The sequence below is a fragment of the Streptomyces sp. NPDC046308 genome (assembly GCF_055588065.1).
The window spans coordinates 146,420-165,387 of record NZ_JBVJFB010000002.1 but is presented as its reverse complement, the minus strand read 5'-3'; the positions used below and the strand labels follow the sequence as shown (position 1 = coordinate 165,387).

The following is an 18,968-nucleotide window of genomic DNA, read 5'->3' as shown; positions in this document are numbered from 1 at the left end:
GCGGACGGCCGGATTCCGCCCATGATGCGGCCATGACACCCAATCTGACGCGCCGTCACCTCCTGGGGCTCGGCGCCCTCTCGACCGCCTCCGCGCTCGGTTTCACACGGATCGGCGCGGCCTCCGCCGCCGCCGTCGAACCCGCCGCGGCCCAGTACGCCCCCGCCATCGTCGTCGGCTCCGGCTACGGCTCCGCCGTCGCCGCCCTGCGGCTCGGGCAGGCCGGCGTGCGGACCGTCGTCCTCGAGATGGGCCGGCTCTGGGACGGGCCTGGGCCCGACGGCAAGGTCTTCCCCTCCACCTCCGCGCCCGACCACCGCTCCATGTGGTTCCGCACCCGCACCGAAGCCCCGCTCGCCCAGTTCCTCTGGCTCGACGTGGTCAACCGCGACATCAGCCCTTACCCGGGAGTGCTGGACCGGGTGAACTTCGGCGACATGTCCGTGTACGTGGGCCGCGGCGTCGGCGGAGGGTCGCTGGTCAACGGCGGCATGGCGCCGACCCCCCGGCGCTCGTACTTCTCCGAGGTGCTGCCACAGGTCGACGCCGACGAGATGTACGGCACGTACTACCCCCGGGCCCGCGCCATGCTCGGCGTCAACGACATCGACCCGGCCTGGTTCGAGTCCACGGAGTGGTACCGCTTCGCCCGGATCTCCCGCAAGCACGCCCAGAACACCGGCCTGAAGACCGTCTTCGTGCCCAACGTCTACGACTTCGCGTACATGAAGCGCGAGGCGGCCGGCGCCGTCCCCCGGTCGGCGCTGGCCGGTGAGGTCATCTACGGCAACAACCACGGGAAGAAGAGCGTCGACAAGACCTACCTCGCGGCCGCCCTCGGCACCGGCAACGTCACCATCGAGACCATGCAGCGCGTGGTCGGCGTACGGCAGGACCCCGCCGGGGGCTACGTGCTGACCGTGCGGACCAGCGACGTCACCGGACGGGTCACCCAGGTCCGCGAACTCGGCTGCCGGCAGCTGTTCCTGGGGGCGGGCAGTCTCGGCACCACCGAGATCCTGCTGCGGGCCCGCGAGAGCGGCACGCTGCCCGCGCTCGACGCCGCGGTCGGGCGCGGCTGGGGCCCCAACGGCAACATCATGACCGCCCGGGCCAACCACCTCTGGGACACGGTCGGCGCCAACCAGGCCACCATGCCCGCCCTGGGCATCGACGACTGGGACAACGCCGCCAACCCGGTCTTCGCCGAGATCGCCCCGCTCCCCATGGGGCTGGAGCACTGGATCTCGATGTACCTGGCCATCACGAAGAACCCGGAGCGCGGGCACTTCACCTACGACGCCGCCACCGACTCGGCCCGCCTCAACTGGCGCAGGGACCAGAACGCGCCCTCGGTCAACGCGGCCAGGAACCTCTTCGACCGCGTCAACCGGCGGAACTTCACGATGTACCGGTACGACCTCTTCGGCGGCAACAGGGCCTTCGCCGACAACTTCACCTACCACCCGCTCGGCGGCTGCGTGCTCGGCGACGCCACCGACGCGTACGGGCGGGCGAAGGGGTACCAGGGGCTGTACGTGGTGGACGGCTCCCTGATCCCCGGGTCGCTCGGCGTGAACCCCTTCGTGACCATCACCGCCCTCGCGGAGCGGAACATGGCCAGGATCCTCGCCGAGGACCCCCGCTGACCGGGACCGACCGGGGCTAGCCCCGGTACAGCGCGTCGATCTCGTCCGCGAAGTCCTTCGCCACCACGTTGCGCTTCAGCTTCAGCGACGGCGTGATGTGGCCCGACTCCTCCGTGAACTGGGAGGGCAGAATGCGGAATTTCCGCACCGATTCCGCCTTGGACACCGCCGCGTTGCCGTCGTCCACCGCCTTCTGGACGGCGGCGACGAGGTCCGCGTCCTCGCGCAGCTCCGCCGCCGTGACCCCGGCCGGCTTGCCGTTCTCCGCGGCCCAGCGGCCGAGGAACTCCTCGTCGATGGTGACCAGCGCGGCCACGAACGGCCTCGCGTCGCCCACCACCATGCACTCCGCGACCAGCGCGTGCGCCCGGATCCGGTCCTCGATCACGGCGGGTGCGACGTTCTTGCCGCCCGCGGTGACGATGAGTTCCTTCTTGCGCCCGGTGATCGCGAGGTAGCCGTCCTCGTCGAGGGTGCCGACGTCGCCGGTGTGGAACCAGCCGTCGGTCAGCGCCTCGGCGGTCGCCGTCTCGTTCTGCCAGTAGCCGTTGAAGACGTGCTCGCCGTGCAGCAGCACCTCGCCGTCGTCCGCGATGCGCACCACGGAGCCCGGCAGCGGCTGGCCGACCGTACCGATCTTCGTCTTGTCCCACGGGTTGAAGGCCGTGGCCGCGCAGGACTCCGTCAGGCCGTAGCCCTCCAGCACGGTGAAGCCGATGCCGCGGAAGAAGTGGCCCAGGCGCTCGCCCAGCGGGGCGCCGCCGGAGATCGCGTACTCGCCGCGCCCGCCGAGCACCGCGTGCAGCTTGCTGTAGACCAGCTTGGAGAAGAGCTTGTGCTTGAGCCTCAGGCCGAAGGACGGGCCGCCCGGGGCGTCCAGCGCCCGGCTGTAGGCGATCGCCGTCTCGGCGGCGGCGTCGAAGATCCTGCCCTTGCCGTCGGCCTGGGCCTTGGCGCGCGCCGAGTTGTAGACCTTCTCGAAGACGCGCGGCACACCGAGGATCAGGGTGGGCCGGAAGGACTGGAGCTCGTCGGTCAGGTTCTTGATGTCCGGTACGCAGCCCAGGCGGATCGGCGCCAGCACGGCCGCCACCTCCACCAGGCGGCCGAAGACGTGCGCGGCCGGCAGGAAGAGCAGCACGGAGCACTCGCCGGTGCGGAAGAGCGGGCTGAGGCGCTCCACCACGTTGCCGCACTCGGCGAAGAAGTTGCGGTGGGTCAGCACGCAGCCCTTGGGGCGGCCGGTGGTGCCCGAGGTGTAGACGATGGTGGCCGGGTCGTCGGCGCCCGCGAGGCTGCTGCGCTCGTCGATCTCTTCGTCGGTGATCCCGGCGCCGGCGGCCTTCAGCGTGTCCAGCGCGCCCTGCTCGATCTCCCAGACCTCGCGCAGTTCGGGGAGACGGTCGCGCAGCGAGGCCACGGACGCGCTGTGCGCCGGGCTCTCCACGATGACCGCCACGGCGCCGGAGTCGCCGAGGATCCACTGGACCTGCTCGGGGGAGCTGGTCTCGTACACGGGGACGGTGACGCCGCCCGCGCTCCAGATCGCGAAGTCGAACAGCACCCACTCGTAGCGGGTGCGGGAGATGAGGGCGACCCGGTCACCCGGCCGGATGCCGGCCGCGACGAGGCCCTTGGCCGCGGCGCGGACCTCGGCCAGGAACTCCGTCGCGGTCACGTCCTGCCACCGGCCGTCGGCGGCCTTGCGGCTCATGACGGCGGTGTCGGGATGCTGAGCGGCGTTGCGGCGGATGAGATCCGTCAGGTTCCCGTCCGACGGGACCTCGTACAGGGCCGGAAGGCTGAACTCGCGCAAGACTGCTGCTCCTCTGGGCGCCATCGCCACCATGTGGACCGAGCGGACGTTACCCACCGGTAGTGGGTTCCCGATAGAGGGAACCGGCCAGATGTTCCGTGCGTCACATTCTGTCCTCGCACTGCCTGGCCCTCACGTGCCGACACTAGTCGACCCCTTCGGCGACTCGGAAGTAACCGCAGGTCCGGCCGCCTCTGCCACCCCCTCTACCAGGCGCTGCCCGGCCCCCCTAGGGTGGGCGGCATGGGTGGCAGCATGCGGAGCGGGCAGAGCGGCGCGAGCGGATCGAGCCGGACCGGCGGGCCGGGACGCACGCGGGTCCACGTCGTGAGCGACGTACACGGCAACTCCGAGGCGCTCGCCCGTGCGGGAGAAGGGGCCGACGCCCTGATCTGCCTCGGCGACCTCGTCCTCTTCCTCGACTACGCCGACCACTCGCGCGGGATCTTCCCCGACCTGTTCGGCGTCGAGAACGCCGACCGGATCGTCGAGCTGCGCACAGCCCGCCGGTTCGAGGAGGCCCACGCCTTCGGGCGGAGCCTCTGGGCCGGGCTGGACCGGGACCGGCTGATCGAGGGCGCGGTGCGCCGCCAGTACGCCGAGATGTTCGCCGCCTTCCCCAACCCGACGTACGCCACCTACGGCAATGTCGACATCCCGGGTCTGTGGCCGGAATACGCCGACCGCGACGGCCTCACCGTCCTCGACGGCCAGCGCGTCGAGATCGGCGGCCGCGTCTTCGGCTTCGTCGGCGGCGGGCTGCCCTCGCCGATGCGGACCCCGTACGAGGTGAGCGTCGAGGAGTACGCCGCCAAGGTGGAGGCGCTCGGCGAGGTGGACGTCCTGTGCTCCCACATCCCGCCGGAGGTGCCCGAGCTCTGCTACGACACGGTCGCGCGCCGGTTCGAACGCGGCAGCGAGGCCCTGCTGGCCGCCATCCGCCGCACCCGCCCCCGGTACGCCCTCTTCGGGCACGTGCACCAGCCGCTGGCACGGCGGATGCGGATCGGGGCCACGGAGTGCGTGAACGTCGGCCACTTCGCCTCGACCGGCCGGCCGTGGGTGCTGGAATGGTGACCGGCGGCCGGTTCCCGACGGCCCCCAGCGGGCCCAGGGAGGCCCTGGAGTGGCGGAGTCCGCACGCGCGGTAGCCTTCACGCGGCGGCCGGAGGCCGCACACATCCTCGAAACACTCCACGGAGGAGCCACCGCGATGGCGGAACACACCAGCTCAAGCATCACGATCGAGGCTGCGCCCAGCGACGTGATGGCCGTGATCGCCGACTTCGCCCGCTACCCCGAATGGACCGGCGAGGTGAAGGAGGCCGAGGTGCTGGCCACCGACGCCGAGGGGCGCGCCGAGAAGGTCCGCCTGCTGCTCGACGCCGGCGCGATCAAGGACGACCACACCCTCGCCTACACCTGGAAGGGCGCGGACGAGGTCAGCTGGACCCTGGACAAGTCCCAGATGCTGCGCCAGCTGGACGGCTCGTACCGGCTGGCCCCGGTGGACGGCGGCAAGCGTACCGAGGTCACCTACCAGCTGACCGTGGACGTCAAGATCCCCATGCTCGGCATGATCAAGCGCAAGGCGGAGAAGGTCATCATCGACCGCGCGCTGGCGGGCCTGAAGAAGCGCGTCGAATCCGTCTGACCACTCGTGGCAACCTGGCAGTAGGCACCCGCACATGCACACCTTGCTGATCACCGGCCCCGGCGGGGCCGGGCGCACCACCGTGGCCGCGGCCACCGCCCTCGCCGCGGCCCGCCACGGGCGGCGGGTGCTGCTGCTGTCCGGCGACGTGGGCGACCCGCTCGCCGCCCTGACCGGGGAGGAGGCCGTCCCCGGCCTGCGGGTGGCCCGGGTCGACTCCGGCGAGGAGTTCCGCGAGGAGCTCGTCGCCCTGCAGGAGCGCGGATCCGCACTCCTCGCCATGGTCGGGGCCCGCCCGCTCGGGGCCGAGGAGCTCACCGAGCTGCCCGGCGCCGAGCAGTTCGCCCTGCTGCGCGCCCTGCGGCGGGCCGCCGCCGCACCCGGCACCGACCTCGTCGTCGTCGACATGCCCCCGCTCCACCAGACCCTCTCCACCCTGGCCCTGCCCGACCAGCTGCGCCGCTACCTCGCCCGCCTGCTCCCCGCCGAGAAGCAGGCCGCCCGCGCCCTGCGGCCCGTACTGGCCCAGCTCGCCGGCGTGCCCATGCCCGCGCAGTGGCTCTACGAGGCCGCCGCCCGCTGGGACGACGAGCTCGCCGCCGTCCAGGCCGTCGTCGACGCCGACACCACCGAACTGCGCCTGGTCGCCGAACCGGGACCGGCCGCCGCCGACGCGCTGCGCCTCGGACGGCTCGGGCTCGCCCTCCACCAGCTGCCCGTCCGCGACCTCGTCGCCAACCGGACGCTGCCCCGGGACTGCGCCGACCCCTGGCTCGCCGGGCTCGCCGCCCAGCAGGAGAAGTACGCCGCCGAGTGGGCCGGGGAGATCCCCGTGGTCACGCTCGCCCACCTCGGCCGGGACCCGCGCGGCCCGCAGGACCTCGAGAGGCTCGCCGCCGCGGACGGCATCCTTCCCGCGCCGCCGGCACCTCGCGCGGCCTGGACCGTGGAGGACCGGCTCGCCGCGGACGGAGTGCTCGTCTGGGTGGTACCGCTGCCCGGCGCGCACAAGAGCGACCTCGACCTCGTACGCCGCGGCGACGAGCTGCTGCTCACGGCGGGGCCGTACCGCAGGATCGTTCCGCTTCCCGCGGCGCTGCGCCGCTGCGCCGTCTCAGGCGCCGCCCTCACCGCGGGCGAGCTCCGCATCCGCTTCACCCCCGACCCGGGGCTGTGGCCCCGCGCGCAGTGAACGGCGTACCCCCGTTCGGGTACCGTCGAAGGTAGCCCGTACCGACGCCCAGCAGCCGCCGCAGGAGAGTCCGCCATGAGCGAGGCCACCGACCGCCCCACCGACGACGACGCGTGGGCCAAGGCCTGTGCCGAGGACCTCGCCGCCGAGAGGGAGCGCATGCGCGGCCAGGACCGGGCCGGCTCGGCCGGCACCGGAACCGCCGCCGAGGAACTGTTCAAGCTCTTCGAAGCCGTCGCCGACAAGGTCTCCGGGCTGAACAACCCGCTGTTCGGCGCCGCCGCCCAGGGCGCGGTGCGCCAGATCGTCGACCAGGCCAAGACCGCCGCCAAACCCGTCATCGAACGCAACCCCGAGGTCTTCGACCACCTCGCGGCGGCCGGCTCCGAGCTCCTCGCCGCCTACCGCTCCGCCGTCGAGGGCCACGAGCGCCGCTGGACCCAGGACACCCCGCCCGCGCCCCGCCGGGAGCGCGACCCGCGCGACGAGGGGCCCGACGCGGGCCCGGCCGAGCGGATCGATCTCGACTGAGGGCCCGCCACCCTCGGGTACCGTTGGCCGTGGCGGGGTTTGACCGGAAACCGAGGGACTAATGGGACTCACCATCGGCGTCGACATCGGCGGCACGAAGATCGCGGCCGGCGTGGTCGACGAAGAGGGCACGATCCTTGAGACGTACAAGGTGCCCACCCCGCCGACCGCGGACGGAGTGACGGAGGCCATCTGCGCCGCCGTCTCCGAGGTCAGCAGCAGCCACACCATCGACGCCGTCGGCATCGGCGCCGCCGGATACGTGGACGACAAGCGCGCGACCGTACTGTTCGCGCCGAACATCAACTGGCGCCACGAGCCGCTCAAGGACAAGGTCGAGCAGCGCATCGGCCTGCCCGTCGTCGTCGAGAACGACGCGAACTGCGCGGCCTGGGGCGAGTACCGCTTCGGCGCCGGCCAGGGCCACGACGACGTCATCTGCATCACGCTCGGCACCGGCCTGGGCGGCGGCATCATCATCGGCAACAAGCTGCGCCGCGGACGCTTCGGCGTCGCCGCCGAGTTCGGGCACATCCGGGTCGTCCCCGACGGCCTGCTGTGCGGCTGCGGCAGCCAGGGCTGCTGGGAGCAGTACGCCTCCGGGCGCGCCCTCGTCCGGTACGCGAAGCAGCGCGCCAACGCCACGCCCGAGAACGCGACGATCCTCCTCGCGCTCGGCGACGGCACCCCCGAGGGCATCGAGGGCAAGCACATCAGCGAGGCCGCCCGGCAGGGCGACCTGGTGGCCGTCGACGCCTTCCGCGAGCTGGCCCGCTGGGCCGGCGCCGGCCTCGCCGACCTGGCCTCGCTCTTCGACCCGTCGGCGTTCATCGTCGGCGGCGGGGTCTCCGACGAGGGCGACCTCGTCCTCGACCCGATCCGCAAGTCCTTCAAGCGCTGGCTCGTCGGCGGCGCCTGGCGACCGCACGCGCAGGTGCTCGCCGCACAGCTCGGCGGCAAGGCCGGCCTCGTCGGCGCGGCGGACCTCGCCCGCCAGGGCTGACGCGCCGGGGCCGATCCGCCTTCCACCCGTCCCGCCCGCCGCGCCCCCTGGGGGAGCGGCGGGCGGCTGCGTATCTTGCGGTGCATGGACCAGTTGCTGCCCTCGCTGCCGAAGTCCCGTACGGAGCCCGACGGTTCTGCCGTGATCCGGGTACTCAGCTACAACATCCGCTCACTGCGCGACGACGAGGAGGCGCTGGCCCGGGTCATCCGGGCGTGCGAGCCCGACCTCGTCTTCGTCCAGGAGGCGCCGCGCTTCTTCCGGTGGCGCAAACACGCGGCGCGACTCGCCGCCAAATGTGACCTGGTGGTGCTGAGCGGGGGCGGGACGGCGGCCGGGCCGCTGCTGCTGTGCTCGCTGCGGGTCTTCGTGGAGCGGACGGAGGACGTCCTGCTGCCGCGCACGCCCGGCCTGCACCGGAGGGGCTTCGCCACGGCGGTGGTCCGCGTCGGCGCCGCCCGCGTGGGGCTGGTCAGCGCGCACCTGTCCCTGGACCGGGCGGAGCGGGCCGCGCAGGCGGATCTCCTCCTGGAGCGGGTGGCGGGGATGGACACGCCGTACGTGATCGCCGCGGGCGACGTGAACGAGGCCCCGGGCGGTCCGGCCTTCGCCCGCCTCGCGGGGACGTTGCAGGACTGCCGGGCGGTGGCCCCGTGGGGCGGCGGCGACACCTTCCCGGTGTCGGCACCGGACCGGCGCATCGACGCGGTGTTCGCCGGCGCGGGTGTGGAGGTGCTGGGGTGCGGTGTCCCGGTGGGACTGCCGGGCGTCTCGTCCACGGACCTCCGGTCCGCGACGGACCACCTGCCGGTCCTGGCGGCCCTGCGCCTGCCGGCCGCCCCGTAGCTCCGCGGTCCGGGCGCGCCGCCGTTGCCGGGGGCCGGCCCCCGGACCCTCCCCCGGCTACCGCTGGGGGTACCCCCAGCGCCTCAGACGCCGGCGGGGCTGGAAAATCCAGCCCCGCCGGCGTTTGAGGCGCGGGCGCGTAGCGCCGTAGGGGTGTGGGGCGAAGCCCCGGGTCGGGTGGCTAGACCACGGCCCCGCGGCCGGGGTCGTCATCCTCGTCGTCGCCGTGCTGCATGCGTGCGACCAGCGTCGCGAACCCGCCCAGGAAGCCGCCGATGCCGAGCGTCGTCAGCCACCACGTCATCTCCCACTGCAGCAGCACCGCGAGCAGCAGCAGCACCGGTCCGCCGACCACCGCGAGCCACGCGAACTTCGCCGTCGTGTCCGCCGGCGGCAGCTCCGGCTCCGGCTGGACGAAGTGGCCCTCGTCCGCCGGAGTCAGGTCGTCCTCCTGCGGCTGCGCCAGCGAGTGGTCCCGGGGGCCCGTCATGCCCACGCCCGGGGCGAAGACGACCGAGCTGCCCAGCCCGGCGGCCGGCGGCTCGGGCTCGGCCTTCGGTTCGGCCTTCGGTTCGGGCTCGGGCTCCGGTTCGGCCGGCAGCGGCTTGACGTCCTCCTCGGGCAGGAGGAGGTTCTCGATCGGCTTGAACGGCCGCGCCCCCGGCGGGTCCGGCGGCTCCTGCCCGTACCCGGCGACGATCGCCGCCCATGCCGCTTCCTCGTCCAGCGGCGGGACTCCGCCCGACTGCTCCTCGTGCTCAGCCACCGGCCTCCGCCCCCTCCCTGCCCACGCTCTCCGCCAGTCGGCCGACGAACGCATAGCTGTCCGCGAAGATCCGCTCCGCGTCATGGTCCAACGTCGCGACGTGGTAGCTCTGTTCCAGGAGGGTCTCGGTGACGTCCGTGGAGGAGACCCGGGCCAGGATCCGCGCGGAGTCCACGGGCGGTACGACGTGGTCCTGCGGGCTGTGCAGCAGCAGCAGCGGCTGCGTGACCTGGGGCAGGTCGGCGTCCACGAGCTGGAGGAACTTCCGCAGCGAGTGCGCGGCCCGGGTCGGGACCCGGTCGTAGCCGACCTCCTCCGAGCCCGGCTTCGCGATGTCGCTGGCGATGCCCGGCCTCGACCGGATGAGGTGCTTGGTCACCGGCAGGGTCACGGCCAGCGGGTCGTGCACCTTGTTGGCCGGGTTGACGAGCACGATGCCGCTGATGGCGTCCCCGTGCTTGGCGGCCAGCCGCAGGGTCAGCGCGCCGCCCATCGACAGCCCGAAGACGAAGACCTGCTCGCACCGGTCCAGCAGTTCCCGCAGGGCGCGGTCGACCTCCGCGTACCAGTCCTGCCAGCCCGTGAGCTGCATGTCCTGCCAGCGCGTCCCGTGTCCGGGCAGCAGCGGCAGCGACACCGTGAGCCCCTGCCCGGCGAGATACTCGGCCCAGGGGCGCAGCGACTGCGGGGAACCGGTGAAGCCGTGGCAGAGGAGGACGCCGACCTCTCCGCCCTCGTGGCGGAACGGCTCGGCTCCAGGGAGGACGGGCACCAGGGTCTCCTTGATCATGATGTACGTCGGGTGGGTGCGTTGCTCTGTGTGACTTCACCGTACGCGACCGGGGTGGCACCGACCAGGGTCGTCGGGCCGCTGCCGTTGGAGCCAGGGGATATGGTCTGTTCGACAGACACAGGAAGGCTTTCGAGTTGATCTACGGCGCAATGAAGTTCTCCATCGGCGGTTCCCTGAAGCTCGCGTTCAGGCCGTGGGTGGAGGGCCTCGAGAACATTCCCGCGGAGGGGCCGGCGATCCTCGCGAGCAACCACCTGTCCTTCTCCGACTCCTTCTTCCTTCCGGCCGTGCTGGACCGGAAGGTCACCTTCATCGCGAAGGCGGAGTACTTCACCTCCCCGGGCGTCAAGGGCAAGCTGACGGCCGCCTTCTTCAAGGGCGTCGGCCAGCTCCCGGTGGACCGCTCCGGTGCGCGCGGCGCCGGCGAGGCCGCGATCAAGAGCGGCATCGAGGTCATCGAGCGGGGGGAGCTGTTCGGTATCTACCCCGAGGGCACGCGTTCACCCGACGGACGCCTGTACCGCGGCAAGCCCGGCGGGCTGGCGCGGGTGGCGCTGGCCACCGGCGCACCCGTGATCCCCGTGGCGATGATCGACACCGAGAAGATCCAGCCGCCCGGCAAGGTGGTGCCCAAGCTGATGCGCCCCGGCATCCGGATCGGCAAGCCGCTGGACTTCAGCCGCTACCAGGGCATGGACGGCGACCGCTTCATCCTGCGCTCGGTGACCGACGAGGTCATGTACGAGATCATGAAGCTTTCCGGCCAGGAGTACGTCGACATCTACGCGACGGCGGCGAAGCGGCAGATCGCCGACGCGGAGAAGGCCGAGAAGGCCGAGCGGGCGGAGAAGGCCGGCAAGGCCGAGAAGGCCGACGGCAAGCCGGAGTAGGTCGGGCGGTACCGCCCGCAGGGGGTGGGGGAGATGGCGAAACGCGAACGCGTCGTACGCATGTCGGTCGAGCAGCCGCTGTGGCGTGCCCTGACGGCGTACCGGCTGCTGACGATGGTCTACGCGGTGCTGCTGTTCGCCTCCGCGTACAAGCGGTACCCGCACCCCTGGATCGCGGCCGGCTACCTCGCCTTCCTCGCCGTCTGGACCCTGGCCACCACCTCCAAGGTGGCCAACGCCGCCAGCTGCACCAAGGGCTTCCTCGTCGCCGACCTCACCGTCGCCATCGTCGGGATCGGGCTGACCCCGCTCGCCGACACCCACGAGCGGATCACCGGCGGCGGACCCACCCTCCCCACGATCTGGACCGGGGGCGCGGTCCTCGGATTCGCCATCAAGGGCGGCTGGCGTTGGGCCTGCTTCGCCTCCACCTTCGTGGCCGCGGCCACCATCCTCATCCACGGCGGCCAGCCCACCCGGGACGCCCTGCACAACGTGCTGCTCGTCTGGGTCTCCTCCGTGGCCATCGGCTACGTCGTCGAGGTCGCCCGGGCCAGTGAGAACACCCTGGCCCGCGCCCTCGAGATCGAGGCGGCCACCCGCGAGCGCGAACGCCTCGCCCGCGACATCCACGACGGGGTCCTCCAGGTCCTCGCCATGGTCCAGCGGCGCGGCGCCGAGGTGGGTGGGGAGGCCGCCGAGCTGGGCCGGATGGCGGGAGAGCAGGAGGTGGCGCTGCGCACGCTGGTCAGCACCGGCCTGGCGCACCCCTCCCGGGTCTCCTCCGACGAGTCGCGCGGCGCGCTGGTGGACACCTACGAGGTGGACGAGCCGGGCGCCGACGACGGCGAGCTGGACCTGCGCACGCTCCTCGCCCCGCACGCGGGGTCCCGGGTGAGCTTCGCCGAGCCGGGCACCCCGGTGCCGCTGCCGGTACCCGCCGCGAAGGAGCTGGCCGCGGCGGTCGGCGCCGCCCTCGACAACGTGCGCAAGCACGCGGGCGAGGGCGCCCGGGCCTGGATCCTGGTCGAGGACTGGGGCGACGAGGTGATCGTGACCGTCCGCGACGACGGCCCGGGCATCCCGGCGGGCCGGCTCGACCAGGCGGAGGGCGAGGGCCGGATGGGAGTGGCCCTGTCCATCCGCGGCCGACTGCGCGACCTCGGCGGCAGCGCCGATCTGGTGTCCGTCCCCGGACAGGGCACCGAAGTGGAACTGAAGGTACCGAGGGGGAGGACCCAATGAGCACGAAGGAACCGCACGAGATCAGGGTGATGGTCGTCGACGACCACCCGATGTGGCGGGACGCGGTCGCCCGCGACCTGGCCGCCGCCGGCTTCGACGTGGTGGCGACCGCCGGCGACGGTCCCGAGGCGGTACGCCGGGCCCGCGCCGTCACCCCCGACGTCCTGGTCCTCGACCTCAACCTGCCCGGCATGCCGGGCGTGCAGGTCTGCAAGGAACTGGTCGGCGCCCACCCGGCGCTGCGCGTCCTGGTGCTGTCCGCCAGCGGTGAGCACGCGGACGTCCTGGAGGCGGTGAAGTCCGGCGCGACCGGCTACCTGCTGAAGTCCGCCGGCGCCCAGGAGCTGATCGACGCGGTCCGGCGCACCGCGGTCGGCGACCCGGTCTTCACCCCGGGCCTGGCCGGTCTGGTGCTCGGCGAGTACCGGCGGCTCGCCACCGACCCGGTGCCGACCGCCGCCGACGAGCCGAAGGCGCCGCAACTGACCGACCGCGAGACCGAGGTGCTGCGCCTGGTGGCCAAGGGGCTCTCGTACAAGCAGATCGCGGAGCGGCTGGTCATCTCCCACCGCACCGTGCAGAACCACGTCCAGAACACCCTGGGCAAGCTGCAGTTGCACAACAGGGTGGAGCTGGTCCGGTACGCCATAGAGCGGGGCCTCGACGACGCGTAGGCACCCCGGTCACCGGGCGTCGATCGTACTTTCGTCCTCGTACGAGTGAACGGGCGTACGCAACGCCCCGCGATTCCACCGGAATTGCCCCCTTCAAGACCCTTGCTGTGACCTGCGTCACCACTAGCGTGACCGTCATGGCGAAGGGAGATGCAATGAAGGTCGGAGTGCTGACCGGTGGCGGAGACTGCCCCGGGCTCAACGCGGTGATCAGGGCCGTCGTCCGCAAGGGCACGCAGGAGTACGGCTGTGAGTTCGTCGGGTTCAAGGACGGCTGGCGGGGCGCGGTCGAGGGGAGGACCGTCCCGCTCGACATCCCCGCCGTCCGCGGCATCCTGCCCCGCGGCGGCACCATCCTCGGCTCCTCGCGCACCAACCCGTTCAAGACGGAGAACGGGGTGCGCGACATCAAGGACAACCTCGCCAAGTACGAGGTCGACGCGCTCGTCGCGATCGGCGGCGAGGACACCCTCGGGGTCGCCGCCAAGCTGTACGAGGACTACGGCATCCCCTGCGTCGGCGTGCCCAAGACCATCGACAACGACCTGTCCGCCACGGACTACACCTTCGGCTTCGACACGGCCGTCGGCATCGCGACCGAGGCGATCGACCGGCTGCACACCACGGCCGAGTCGCACATGCGGGTGCTGGTCGTCGAGGTCATGGGCCGGCACGCCGGTTGGATCGCCCTGCACTCGGGGCTCGCGGGCGGCGCCAACGTCATCCTCATCCCGGAGCAGCGCTTCGACATGGACGAGGTGTGCGCCTGGGTGACCTCGCGCTTCAAGGCGAGCTACGCCCCGATCGTCGTGGTCGCCGAGGGCGCGATGCCCAAGGACGGGGACCTGGTGCTGAAGGACGCCACCAAGGACTCCTTCGGACACGTCCGGCTGTCGGGCGTGGGCGAGTGGCTGGCCAAGGAGATCGAGGCGCGCACCGGCAAGGAGGCCCGTACGACCGTGCTCGGGCACATCCAGCGGGGCGGCACGCCCAGCGCCTTCGACCGGTGGCTGGCGACCCGGTTCGGACTGCACGCGATCGACGCGGTGCACGACGGGGACTTCGGCAAGATGGTCGCGCTCAAGGGGACGGACATCGTCCGGGTGCCGATCGCGGAGGCGACGGCGCGGCTGAAGACGGTGGACCCCGCCCTCTACAAGGAGGTGGGGGTCTTCTTCGGCTGAACCGCCGACCGTCCGCGCGGGGCCGGGGCCGGAGCCGGGGCCGCTGCGCGGAGCCGTCCCCCGGCAGGGACGGGCTGCGCGCGGCGGCGGCTCGGTGGTCAGGCCGGGGTCGGGGTCATGACGCCGGTCAGGAGCTCGCGCAGCAGGTCCGCGCCGCGGAGGGTGAGGACGGACTCCGGGTGGAACTGCACCCCCGCGAAGCCGCCGCCGGCCGAGCGGACCGCGTGGACCTCCCCGGTCGCGGGGTCGCGGGCCACCTCCACCCCGTCCGCGGCGAGCCGCGCGGCCAGCGGCTCGTCGCAGTGCGCGGTGTACGTGTTGTAGAAGCCCACCACCTCCCGCGCCCCGAACAGGTCGATCCGGGTCTGCGCCCCCTGCGCCGGCTCCGCCTTGCGGATCAGCGGCAGCCCCAGCTCGGCCGCCAGCAGCTCGTGCCCGAGGCACACCCCGACCAGCCCGTGCCGGTGCCCGGCCAGCAGTTCCGCGGCCAGCGCGCGCAGCATCTGCATCTTGGGGTCCGAGGCGTCCGCCGGGTTGCCCGGGCCGGGACCCAGGACGACCGGGCCCGTCCAGGTCAGGGCCGCCGCCCGCAGTCCCGGATCGTCGTAGCGGCGCACGGTCACCTCCAGCCCGGCCACCCGCAGGACGTGCGCCAGCATCGCCGTGAAGGTGTCCTCGCCGTCCACCACCAGCGCGTGACCGGTCGGGGAGGACGGCCGCTCCTGCATGCGCAGCCAGAAGGGGGCCAGGTCCGACCGCCGGGCCGCCAGGGCCGCCCGCACCCGCGGGTCGTCCGCCAGCCGCGCGCCGTCGAAGGCCGGCCGGGGCGCGGCCGGCCGCACCCCGAGCGCCGCCAGCACCCCCGCCGCCTTCGCGTGCGTCTCCGCGACCTCGCCCGCCGGGTCGGAGTGCCGCACGAGCGTGGCGCCGACCGGCACCCGCAGCACGCCGTCCGGGGCGATGTCGGCGGTGCGGATCAGGATGGGGGAGTCCAGGGTCTGCGCCCCGGCCGCGTCCTGCCCGAGCAGCGCCAGGGCCCCCGCGTAGTAGCCGCGGCCCCCGCTCTCGTAGCGCTCGATGACGCGGCAGGCGTTCTGCACCGGCGAGCCGGTGACCGTCGCCGCGAACATCGTCTCCCTCAGCACCTCCCGCACGTCCAGCGAGGAGCGCCCGCGCAGCTCGTACTCGGTGTGCGCGAGGTGGGACATCTCCTTCAGCCGCGGCCCGACGACGACCCCGCCGCGGTCGCCGACGGTGCACATCATCTTGAGTTCCTCGTCGACGACCATCGACAGCTCCTCGGTCTCCTTGCGGTCGCCGAGGAAGGCGAGGAGGGAGTCCACGGTGGGTCCGGCGGCCGGGTACCGGTAGGTGCCGCTGATCGGGTTCATCACGACCGTGCCCCCGGACATCCGCACGTGCACCTCGGGGCTCGCCCCGACCAGCGTCCGCTCGCCGGTGTGAACGACGTAGGTCCAGTAGGCGCCGCGCTCGCCCAGCAGCAGCCGCCGGAACAGGGCGAGGGCGTCGGCCCGCCCGAAGCCGTCGATGCGGCCCTCGTAGGTGCGCCGGATCACGAAGTTCGCGCCCTCCCCGCGGCCGATCTCGTCCTCGACGACCCGTTCGACCGTGGCCGCGTACTGCGCGTCGGGGACGTCGAAGCCGCCGTCCTCGACCCGTACCTCGTGCGCGGGCAGCGCGGCCAGCGCCTCGGCGAGCGGGACCTCGTAGGCCTCCTCGGCCACCAGCACGCTCAGCGGCGTGCCGTCGTCGCGTACGTCGAACCCGCGCTCCCGGATCTGCCGGAAGGGGACGAGGGCGAGGGTGGGCAGCTCCCGCACCGGCAGGTCGGCGAGGTGTTCGGCCTCGTGGACTGCGCCGATCAGCACCTCGACGGTGTCGTGGTCGCGGCCGGGGGTCCGCCGGCGCAGCAGGGCGAAGGGCGGGCAGGAGTCGTCGAGCAGGCGGCTCAGCCGGCCGGGTCGGCTCGGTCGGCTCGGTCGGTTCTGGGGCCTGGGGTCCATGGGCGGGGCGTCCTTCCGGTGGGAGGAACGGCGCCCGCGTCGCAGAACGCGGAAGGCCGCCCCTCGGGGCGGCCTTCGCGTCGTCGCGTGTCGTCTTCAGGTACGCGCGAGAAGTGGGCCGCCGGGAGCGGGCCACCACCAGTTCTGGTTCGAGTGCGCGTACATGGGAGGCACCCTAGCCCAAAGCGGCCTTCCGGCGCCGGATCCGTCTCACGGCGTGGGCTGAACCATGGATTCCGTTCCGTTGGGGTCCCCCTGCCTTCGAGCAGGACCGTCTCACGTTGTGGTCGGAGGGCGGGATGAGACGTATGACGCCGTAATGTGTACGAGGTGACCGTGAACGCTGAAACCCAAGCCCCCGCCGCCAAGGCGACCTGGCGAGACCTTCCCGCGGCGCAGCAGCCTTCGTACCCCGATGCCGAGGCTCTGCGCGCTGTCGTCGCGGACCTCGAGTCGTATCCTCCGCTCGTTTTCGCGGGTGAGTGCGACCAGCTGCGTGCCCGTCTGGGAGCCGTCGCCAAGGGCGAGGCGTTCCTCCTCCAGGGCGGCGACTGTGCCGAGGCCTTCGACGGCGTGTCCGCCGAACACATCCGCGCCAAGCTGAAGACGCTGCTCCAGATGAGTGCCGTACTGACGTACGCGGCCTCCGTGCCGGTCGTCAAGGTCGGCCGCATCGCGGGCCAGTACTCCAAGCCGCGCTCCAAGGACACCGAGACCCGCGACGGCGTCACCCTGCCGACCTACCGCGGCGACTCCGTCAACGGCTTCGCCTTCACCGAAGAGGCCCGGATCCCGGACCCCGAGCGGCTGAAGCGCATGTACAACGCCTCCGCCTCCACGCTCAACCTGGTGCGCGCCTTCACCACCGGTGGTTACGCCGACCTGCGCCAGGTGCACGCCTGGAACCAGGACTTCGTGAAGTCCTCCCCGTCCGGTCAGCGGTACGAGCAGCTGGCACGGGAGATCGACAACGCGCTGAACTTCATGAAGGCGTGCGGCACCGACCCGGCCGAGTTCAAGGCCGTCGAGTTCTACGCCTCCCACGAGGCGCTGCTGCTCGACTACGAGGGCGCGCTCACCCGCACCGACTCGCGTACCGGCAAGCTGTACGACACCTCCGGCCACATGGTCTGGATCGGTGAGCGCACCCGCCAGCTGGACCACGCGCACATCGAGTTCTGCTCGCAGATCGCCAACCCGATCGGCATCAAGCTCGGCCCGACCACCACGGTGGACGAGGCGCTGACGTACATCGACCGCCTGGACCCCGAGCGCGAGCCGGGCCGGCTGACCTTCGTCGTCCGCATGGGCGCCGACAAGGTCCGCGACAAGCTCCCCGAGCTGGTCGAGAAGGTCACGGCCTCGGGCGCGACGGTCGCCTGGGTCACCGACCCGATGCACGGCAACACCTTCGAGGCGGCCTCCGGCCACAAGACGCGCCGTTTCGACGACGTGCTCGACGAGGTCAAGGGCTTCTTCGAGGTCCACAAGGCCCTGGGCACCCACCCGGGCGGCATCCACGTCGAGCTCACCGGTGACGATGTCACCGAGTGCGTGGGCGGCGGCGACGAGATCTTCGTCGACGACCTGCACCAGCGCTACGAGACGGCCTGCGACCCGCGGCTCAACCGCAGCCAGTCCCTGGACCTGGCCTTCCTCGTCGCCGAGATGTACCGGGACCAGTAGGGATCACTCAGTACGTTCGTACGACGGTGGGGCGCGGATCGATGTGATCCGCGCCCCACCGTCGTCTCCAGGGCTTTTAGGTCACCCTAACTTTAGGTACGGTTAGGTAAGCCTCACCGAATAGGGGATGGCTCGTCGAACCATTCCGCCCAGGGAGGTGAACCGCGTGTACGTCTGCTCTTGCTTCGGGATCACCGACAAGCAGGTCAAGGACCACGCGGCAGCCGGGGCCTGCACCCCGCGCCAGATCGCCTCGGTCACCAAGGCCGGAACCGACTGCGGTTCCTGCGTGCGCACCATCCAGGGCATCCTCGGCCGTGGCGCCTGCCCGCGCCGGGAGCTGCTGGAGAAGGGTGACGGGGCGGCCGTCCTCGCCGCCGAGACGGAGCGTTCGCCCGCACTGGCGGAAGCGGCCTGACCGGTCTGACCGGCCCCTGAACGGCCGGCGACCGACGGCGGGCCGTCAGCTCGGCTGCTCGATCAGCTGGGCGATGTAGAGCGGCTCGCCCAGGGACTCGATGAGCTCCAGCTGGGTGTCGAGGTAGTCGATGTGGTGCTCCTCGTCCTCCAGGATCTCCTCGAAGAGGCGGGCCGAGGTGATGTCGCCCTTGCCGCGCATGACCTCGATACCGCGCTTGAGCCGGTCGATGGCCTCGACCTCGACCTGGCGGTCGGCCTGGAACATCTCCGTGATCGTCTGCCCCACGCGCACGTGGAAGAGCCGCTGGTAGTTCGGCAGACCGTCGAGCATCAGGATGCGCTCGGTGATCTTGTCCGCGTGCTTCATCTCGTCGATGGATTCTTCACGCGTGTACTTGGCGAGCTTGGTCCAGCCCTTGTTGTCCTGGATGCGGTAGTGCAGCCAGTACTGATTGATGGCCGTCAGCTCGCCGGTCAGCTGCTCGTTCAGAAACTCGAGGACCTCGGGGTCGCCCTGCATCGCAGAGGCTCCTTCCAGGCAATGTCAGTCACGTGACGGGGCTGGGGGTACCTCCCAGTGCTCACTGGGGGATCT

At 72.1% G+C, this 18,968-nt stretch carries 18 protein-coding genes; 13 read left to right on the top strand and 5 right to left on the bottom strand.

From position 1 onward, the window contains the following. Window positions 1-32 precede the first annotated feature (32 nt). Entirely contained in the window at window positions 33-1,649 is a 1,617-nt protein-coding gene (locus ACZ6JT_RS08200; protein ID WP_469208522.1) for a GMC oxidoreductase, read from the top strand. 16 nt (window positions 1,650-1,665) lie between these two features. Here the strand turns inward: ACZ6JT_RS08200 and ACZ6JT_RS08195 are convergent, their stop codons facing one another. After that, window positions 1,666-3,465, bottom strand: coding sequence for an AMP-dependent synthetase/ligase (locus ACZ6JT_RS08195; protein ID WP_469208520.1), 1,800 nt, complete (start codon window positions 3,463-3,465; stop codon window positions 1,666-1,668). 255 nt (window positions 3,466-3,720) lie between these two features. Here ACZ6JT_RS08195 and ACZ6JT_RS08190 point away from each other — a divergent pair, with 255 nt between their 5' ends. From ACZ6JT_RS08190 to ACZ6JT_RS08165, 6 genes are all read left to right on the top strand, one after another. Next, entirely contained in the window at window positions 3,721-4,542 is an 822-nt protein-coding gene (locus tag ACZ6JT_RS08190; RefSeq protein ID WP_469209586.1) for a metallophosphoesterase family protein, read from the top strand. A gap of 136 nt (window positions 4,543-4,678) precedes the next feature. Continuing rightward, window positions 4,679-5,119, top strand: coding sequence for an SRPBCC family protein (locus tag ACZ6JT_RS08185; protein ID WP_469208518.1), 441 nt, complete (start codon window positions 4,679-4,681; stop codon window positions 5,117-5,119). 34 nt (window positions 5,120-5,153) lie between these two features. Beyond that, the gene (locus ACZ6JT_RS08180; RefSeq protein ID WP_469208516.1) at window positions 5,154-6,311 is read left to right on the top strand and encodes an ArsA family ATPase; all 1,158 of its coding nucleotides are present in this window, start codon (window positions 5,154-5,156) and stop codon (window positions 6,309-6,311) included. Window positions 6,312-6,386: 75 nt separating this feature from the next. Next, window positions 6,387-6,842, top strand: coding sequence for a DUF5304 domain-containing protein (locus ACZ6JT_RS08175; RefSeq protein ID WP_469208514.1), 456 nt, complete (start codon window positions 6,387-6,389; stop codon window positions 6,840-6,842). A 61-nt stretch (window positions 6,843-6,903) separates the two neighbouring features. Beyond that, window positions 6,904-7,845, top strand: a complete 942-nt coding sequence (locus ACZ6JT_RS08170) for an ROK family glucokinase (protein WP_469208512.1) — start codon at window positions 6,904-6,906, stop codon at window positions 7,843-7,845. 84 nt (window positions 7,846-7,929) lie between these two features. Continuing rightward, a complete protein-coding gene (locus tag ACZ6JT_RS08165; protein ID WP_469208510.1) occupies window positions 7,930-8,691 on the top strand; it encodes an endonuclease/exonuclease/phosphatase family protein in 762 nt (253 codons plus the stop codon). A gap of 181 nt (window positions 8,692-8,872) precedes the next feature. Here the strand turns inward: ACZ6JT_RS08165 and ACZ6JT_RS08160 are convergent, their stop codons facing one another. Next, the gene (locus tag ACZ6JT_RS08160) at window positions 8,873-9,457 is read right to left on the bottom strand and encodes a hypothetical protein (RefSeq protein WP_469208508.1); all 585 of its coding nucleotides are present in this window, start codon (window positions 9,455-9,457) and stop codon (window positions 8,873-8,875) included. Next, window positions 9,450-10,229 (bottom strand): alpha/beta hydrolase, encoded by a 780-nt coding sequence (locus ACZ6JT_RS08155; RefSeq protein WP_469208506.1) that lies wholly within the window; start codon window positions 10,227-10,229, stop codon window positions 9,450-9,452. Before ACZ6JT_RS08155 ends, ACZ6JT_RS08160 begins: the two co-directional genes overlap by 8 nt. A gap of 170 nt (window positions 10,230-10,399) precedes the next feature. On the opposite strand from ACZ6JT_RS08155, the gene ACZ6JT_RS08150 reads away from it, so the two are divergent. The 4 genes from ACZ6JT_RS08150 (at window position 10,400) to ACZ6JT_RS08135 (ending at window position 14,243) form a co-directional block, all read left to right on the top strand. Beyond that, window positions 10,400-11,140: a lysophospholipid acyltransferase family protein gene (locus ACZ6JT_RS08150; RefSeq protein ID WP_469209584.1), complete on the top strand. Its 741-nt coding sequence runs from the start codon at window positions 10,400-10,402 to the stop codon at window positions 11,138-11,140. A gap of 33 nt (window positions 11,141-11,173) precedes the next feature. Further along, the gene (gene macS / locus ACZ6JT_RS08145) at window positions 11,174-12,385 is read left to right on the top strand and encodes a MacS family sensor histidine kinase (RefSeq protein WP_376620336.1); all 1,212 of its coding nucleotides are present in this window, start codon (window positions 11,174-11,176) and stop codon (window positions 12,383-12,385) included. Continuing rightward, window positions 12,382-13,059 carry a response regulator transcription factor gene (locus ACZ6JT_RS08140; RefSeq protein ID WP_365478620.1) on the top strand — a complete coding sequence of 226 codons (678 nt, stop codon included), beginning with the start codon at window positions 12,382-12,384 and terminating at the stop codon, window positions 13,057-13,059. The genes macS and ACZ6JT_RS08140 overlap by 4 nt, the downstream gene beginning before the upstream one ends. A gap of 155 nt (window positions 13,060-13,214) precedes the next feature. Continuing rightward, entirely contained in the window at window positions 13,215-14,243 is a 1,029-nt protein-coding gene (locus ACZ6JT_RS08135; RefSeq protein ID WP_365478747.1) for a 6-phosphofructokinase, read from the top strand. A gap of 98 nt (window positions 14,244-14,341) precedes the next feature. Here the strand turns inward: ACZ6JT_RS08135 and ACZ6JT_RS08130 are convergent, their stop codons facing one another. Then, window positions 14,342-16,267, bottom strand: coding sequence for an anthranilate synthase family protein (locus tag ACZ6JT_RS08130; protein ID WP_469208503.1), 1,926 nt, complete (start codon window positions 16,265-16,267; stop codon window positions 14,342-14,344). A gap of 330 nt (window positions 16,268-16,597) precedes the next feature. Here ACZ6JT_RS08130 and ACZ6JT_RS08125 point away from each other — a divergent pair, with 330 nt between their 5' ends. Both ACZ6JT_RS08125 and ACZ6JT_RS08120 read left to right on the top strand, forming a co-directional pair. Further along, a complete protein-coding gene (locus tag ACZ6JT_RS08125) occupies window positions 16,598-17,953 on the top strand; it encodes a class II 3-deoxy-7-phosphoheptulonate synthase (protein ID WP_362048434.1) in 1,356 nt (451 codons plus the stop codon). A gap of 157 nt (window positions 17,954-18,110) precedes the next feature. After that, on the top strand, window positions 18,111-18,371 hold the full coding sequence (locus ACZ6JT_RS08120) for a (2Fe-2S)-binding protein (protein WP_469209582.1): 261 nt from the start codon (window positions 18,111-18,113) through the stop codon (window positions 18,369-18,371). A gap of 45 nt (window positions 18,372-18,416) precedes the next feature. On the opposite strand, the gene bfr is transcribed toward ACZ6JT_RS08120, so the two are convergent. Next, entirely contained in the window at window positions 18,417-18,893 is a 477-nt protein-coding gene (gene bfr / locus ACZ6JT_RS08115) for a bacterioferritin (RefSeq protein ID WP_030707395.1), read from the bottom strand. Between the last annotated feature and the right edge of the window lie 75 nt (window positions 18,894-18,968).

Coding starts and splice junctions, on each gene's coding strand:
- ACZ6JT_RS08185 (WP_469208518.1), top strand. CDS start 4,679: ATGGCGGAACACACCAGCTCAAGCATCACGATCGAGGCTGCGCCCAGC.
- ACZ6JT_RS08135 (WP_365478747.1), top strand. CDS start 13,215: ATGAAGGTCGGAGTGCTGACCGGTGGCGGAGACTGCCCCGGGCTCAAC.
- ACZ6JT_RS08140 (WP_365478620.1), top strand. CDS start 12,382: ATGAGCACGAAGGAACCGCACGAGATCAGGGTGATGGTCGTCGACGAC.
- ACZ6JT_RS08180 (WP_469208516.1), top strand. CDS start 5,154: ATGCACACCTTGCTGATCACCGGCCCCGGCGGGGCCGGGCGCACCACC.
- ACZ6JT_RS08150 (WP_469209584.1), top strand. CDS start 10,400: ATGAAGTTCTCCATCGGCGGTTCCCTGAAGCTCGCGTTCAGGCCGTGG.
- ACZ6JT_RS08130 (WP_469208503.1), bottom strand. CDS start 16,267: ATGGACCCCAGGCCCCAGAACCGACCGAGCCGACCGAGCCGACCCGGC.
- ACZ6JT_RS08190 (WP_469209586.1), top strand. CDS start 3,721: ATGCGGAGCGGGCAGAGCGGCGCGAGCGGATCGAGCCGGACCGGCGGG.
- bfr (WP_030707395.1), bottom strand. CDS start 18,893: ATGCAGGGCGACCCCGAGGTCCTCGAGTTTCTGAACGAGCAGCTGACC.
- ACZ6JT_RS08165 (WP_469208510.1), top strand. CDS start 7,930: ATGGACCAGTTGCTGCCCTCGCTGCCGAAGTCCCGTACGGAGCCCGAC.
- ACZ6JT_RS08170 (WP_469208512.1), top strand. CDS start 6,904: ATGGGACTCACCATCGGCGTCGACATCGGCGGCACGAAGATCGCGGCC.
- ACZ6JT_RS08175 (WP_469208514.1), top strand. CDS start 6,387: ATGAGCGAGGCCACCGACCGCCCCACCGACGACGACGCGTGGGCCAAG.
- macS (WP_376620336.1), top strand. CDS start 11,174: ATGGCGAAACGCGAACGCGTCGTACGCATGTCGGTCGAGCAGCCGCTG.
- ACZ6JT_RS08200 (WP_469208522.1), top strand. CDS start 33: ATGACACCCAATCTGACGCGCCGTCACCTCCTGGGGCTCGGCGCCCTC.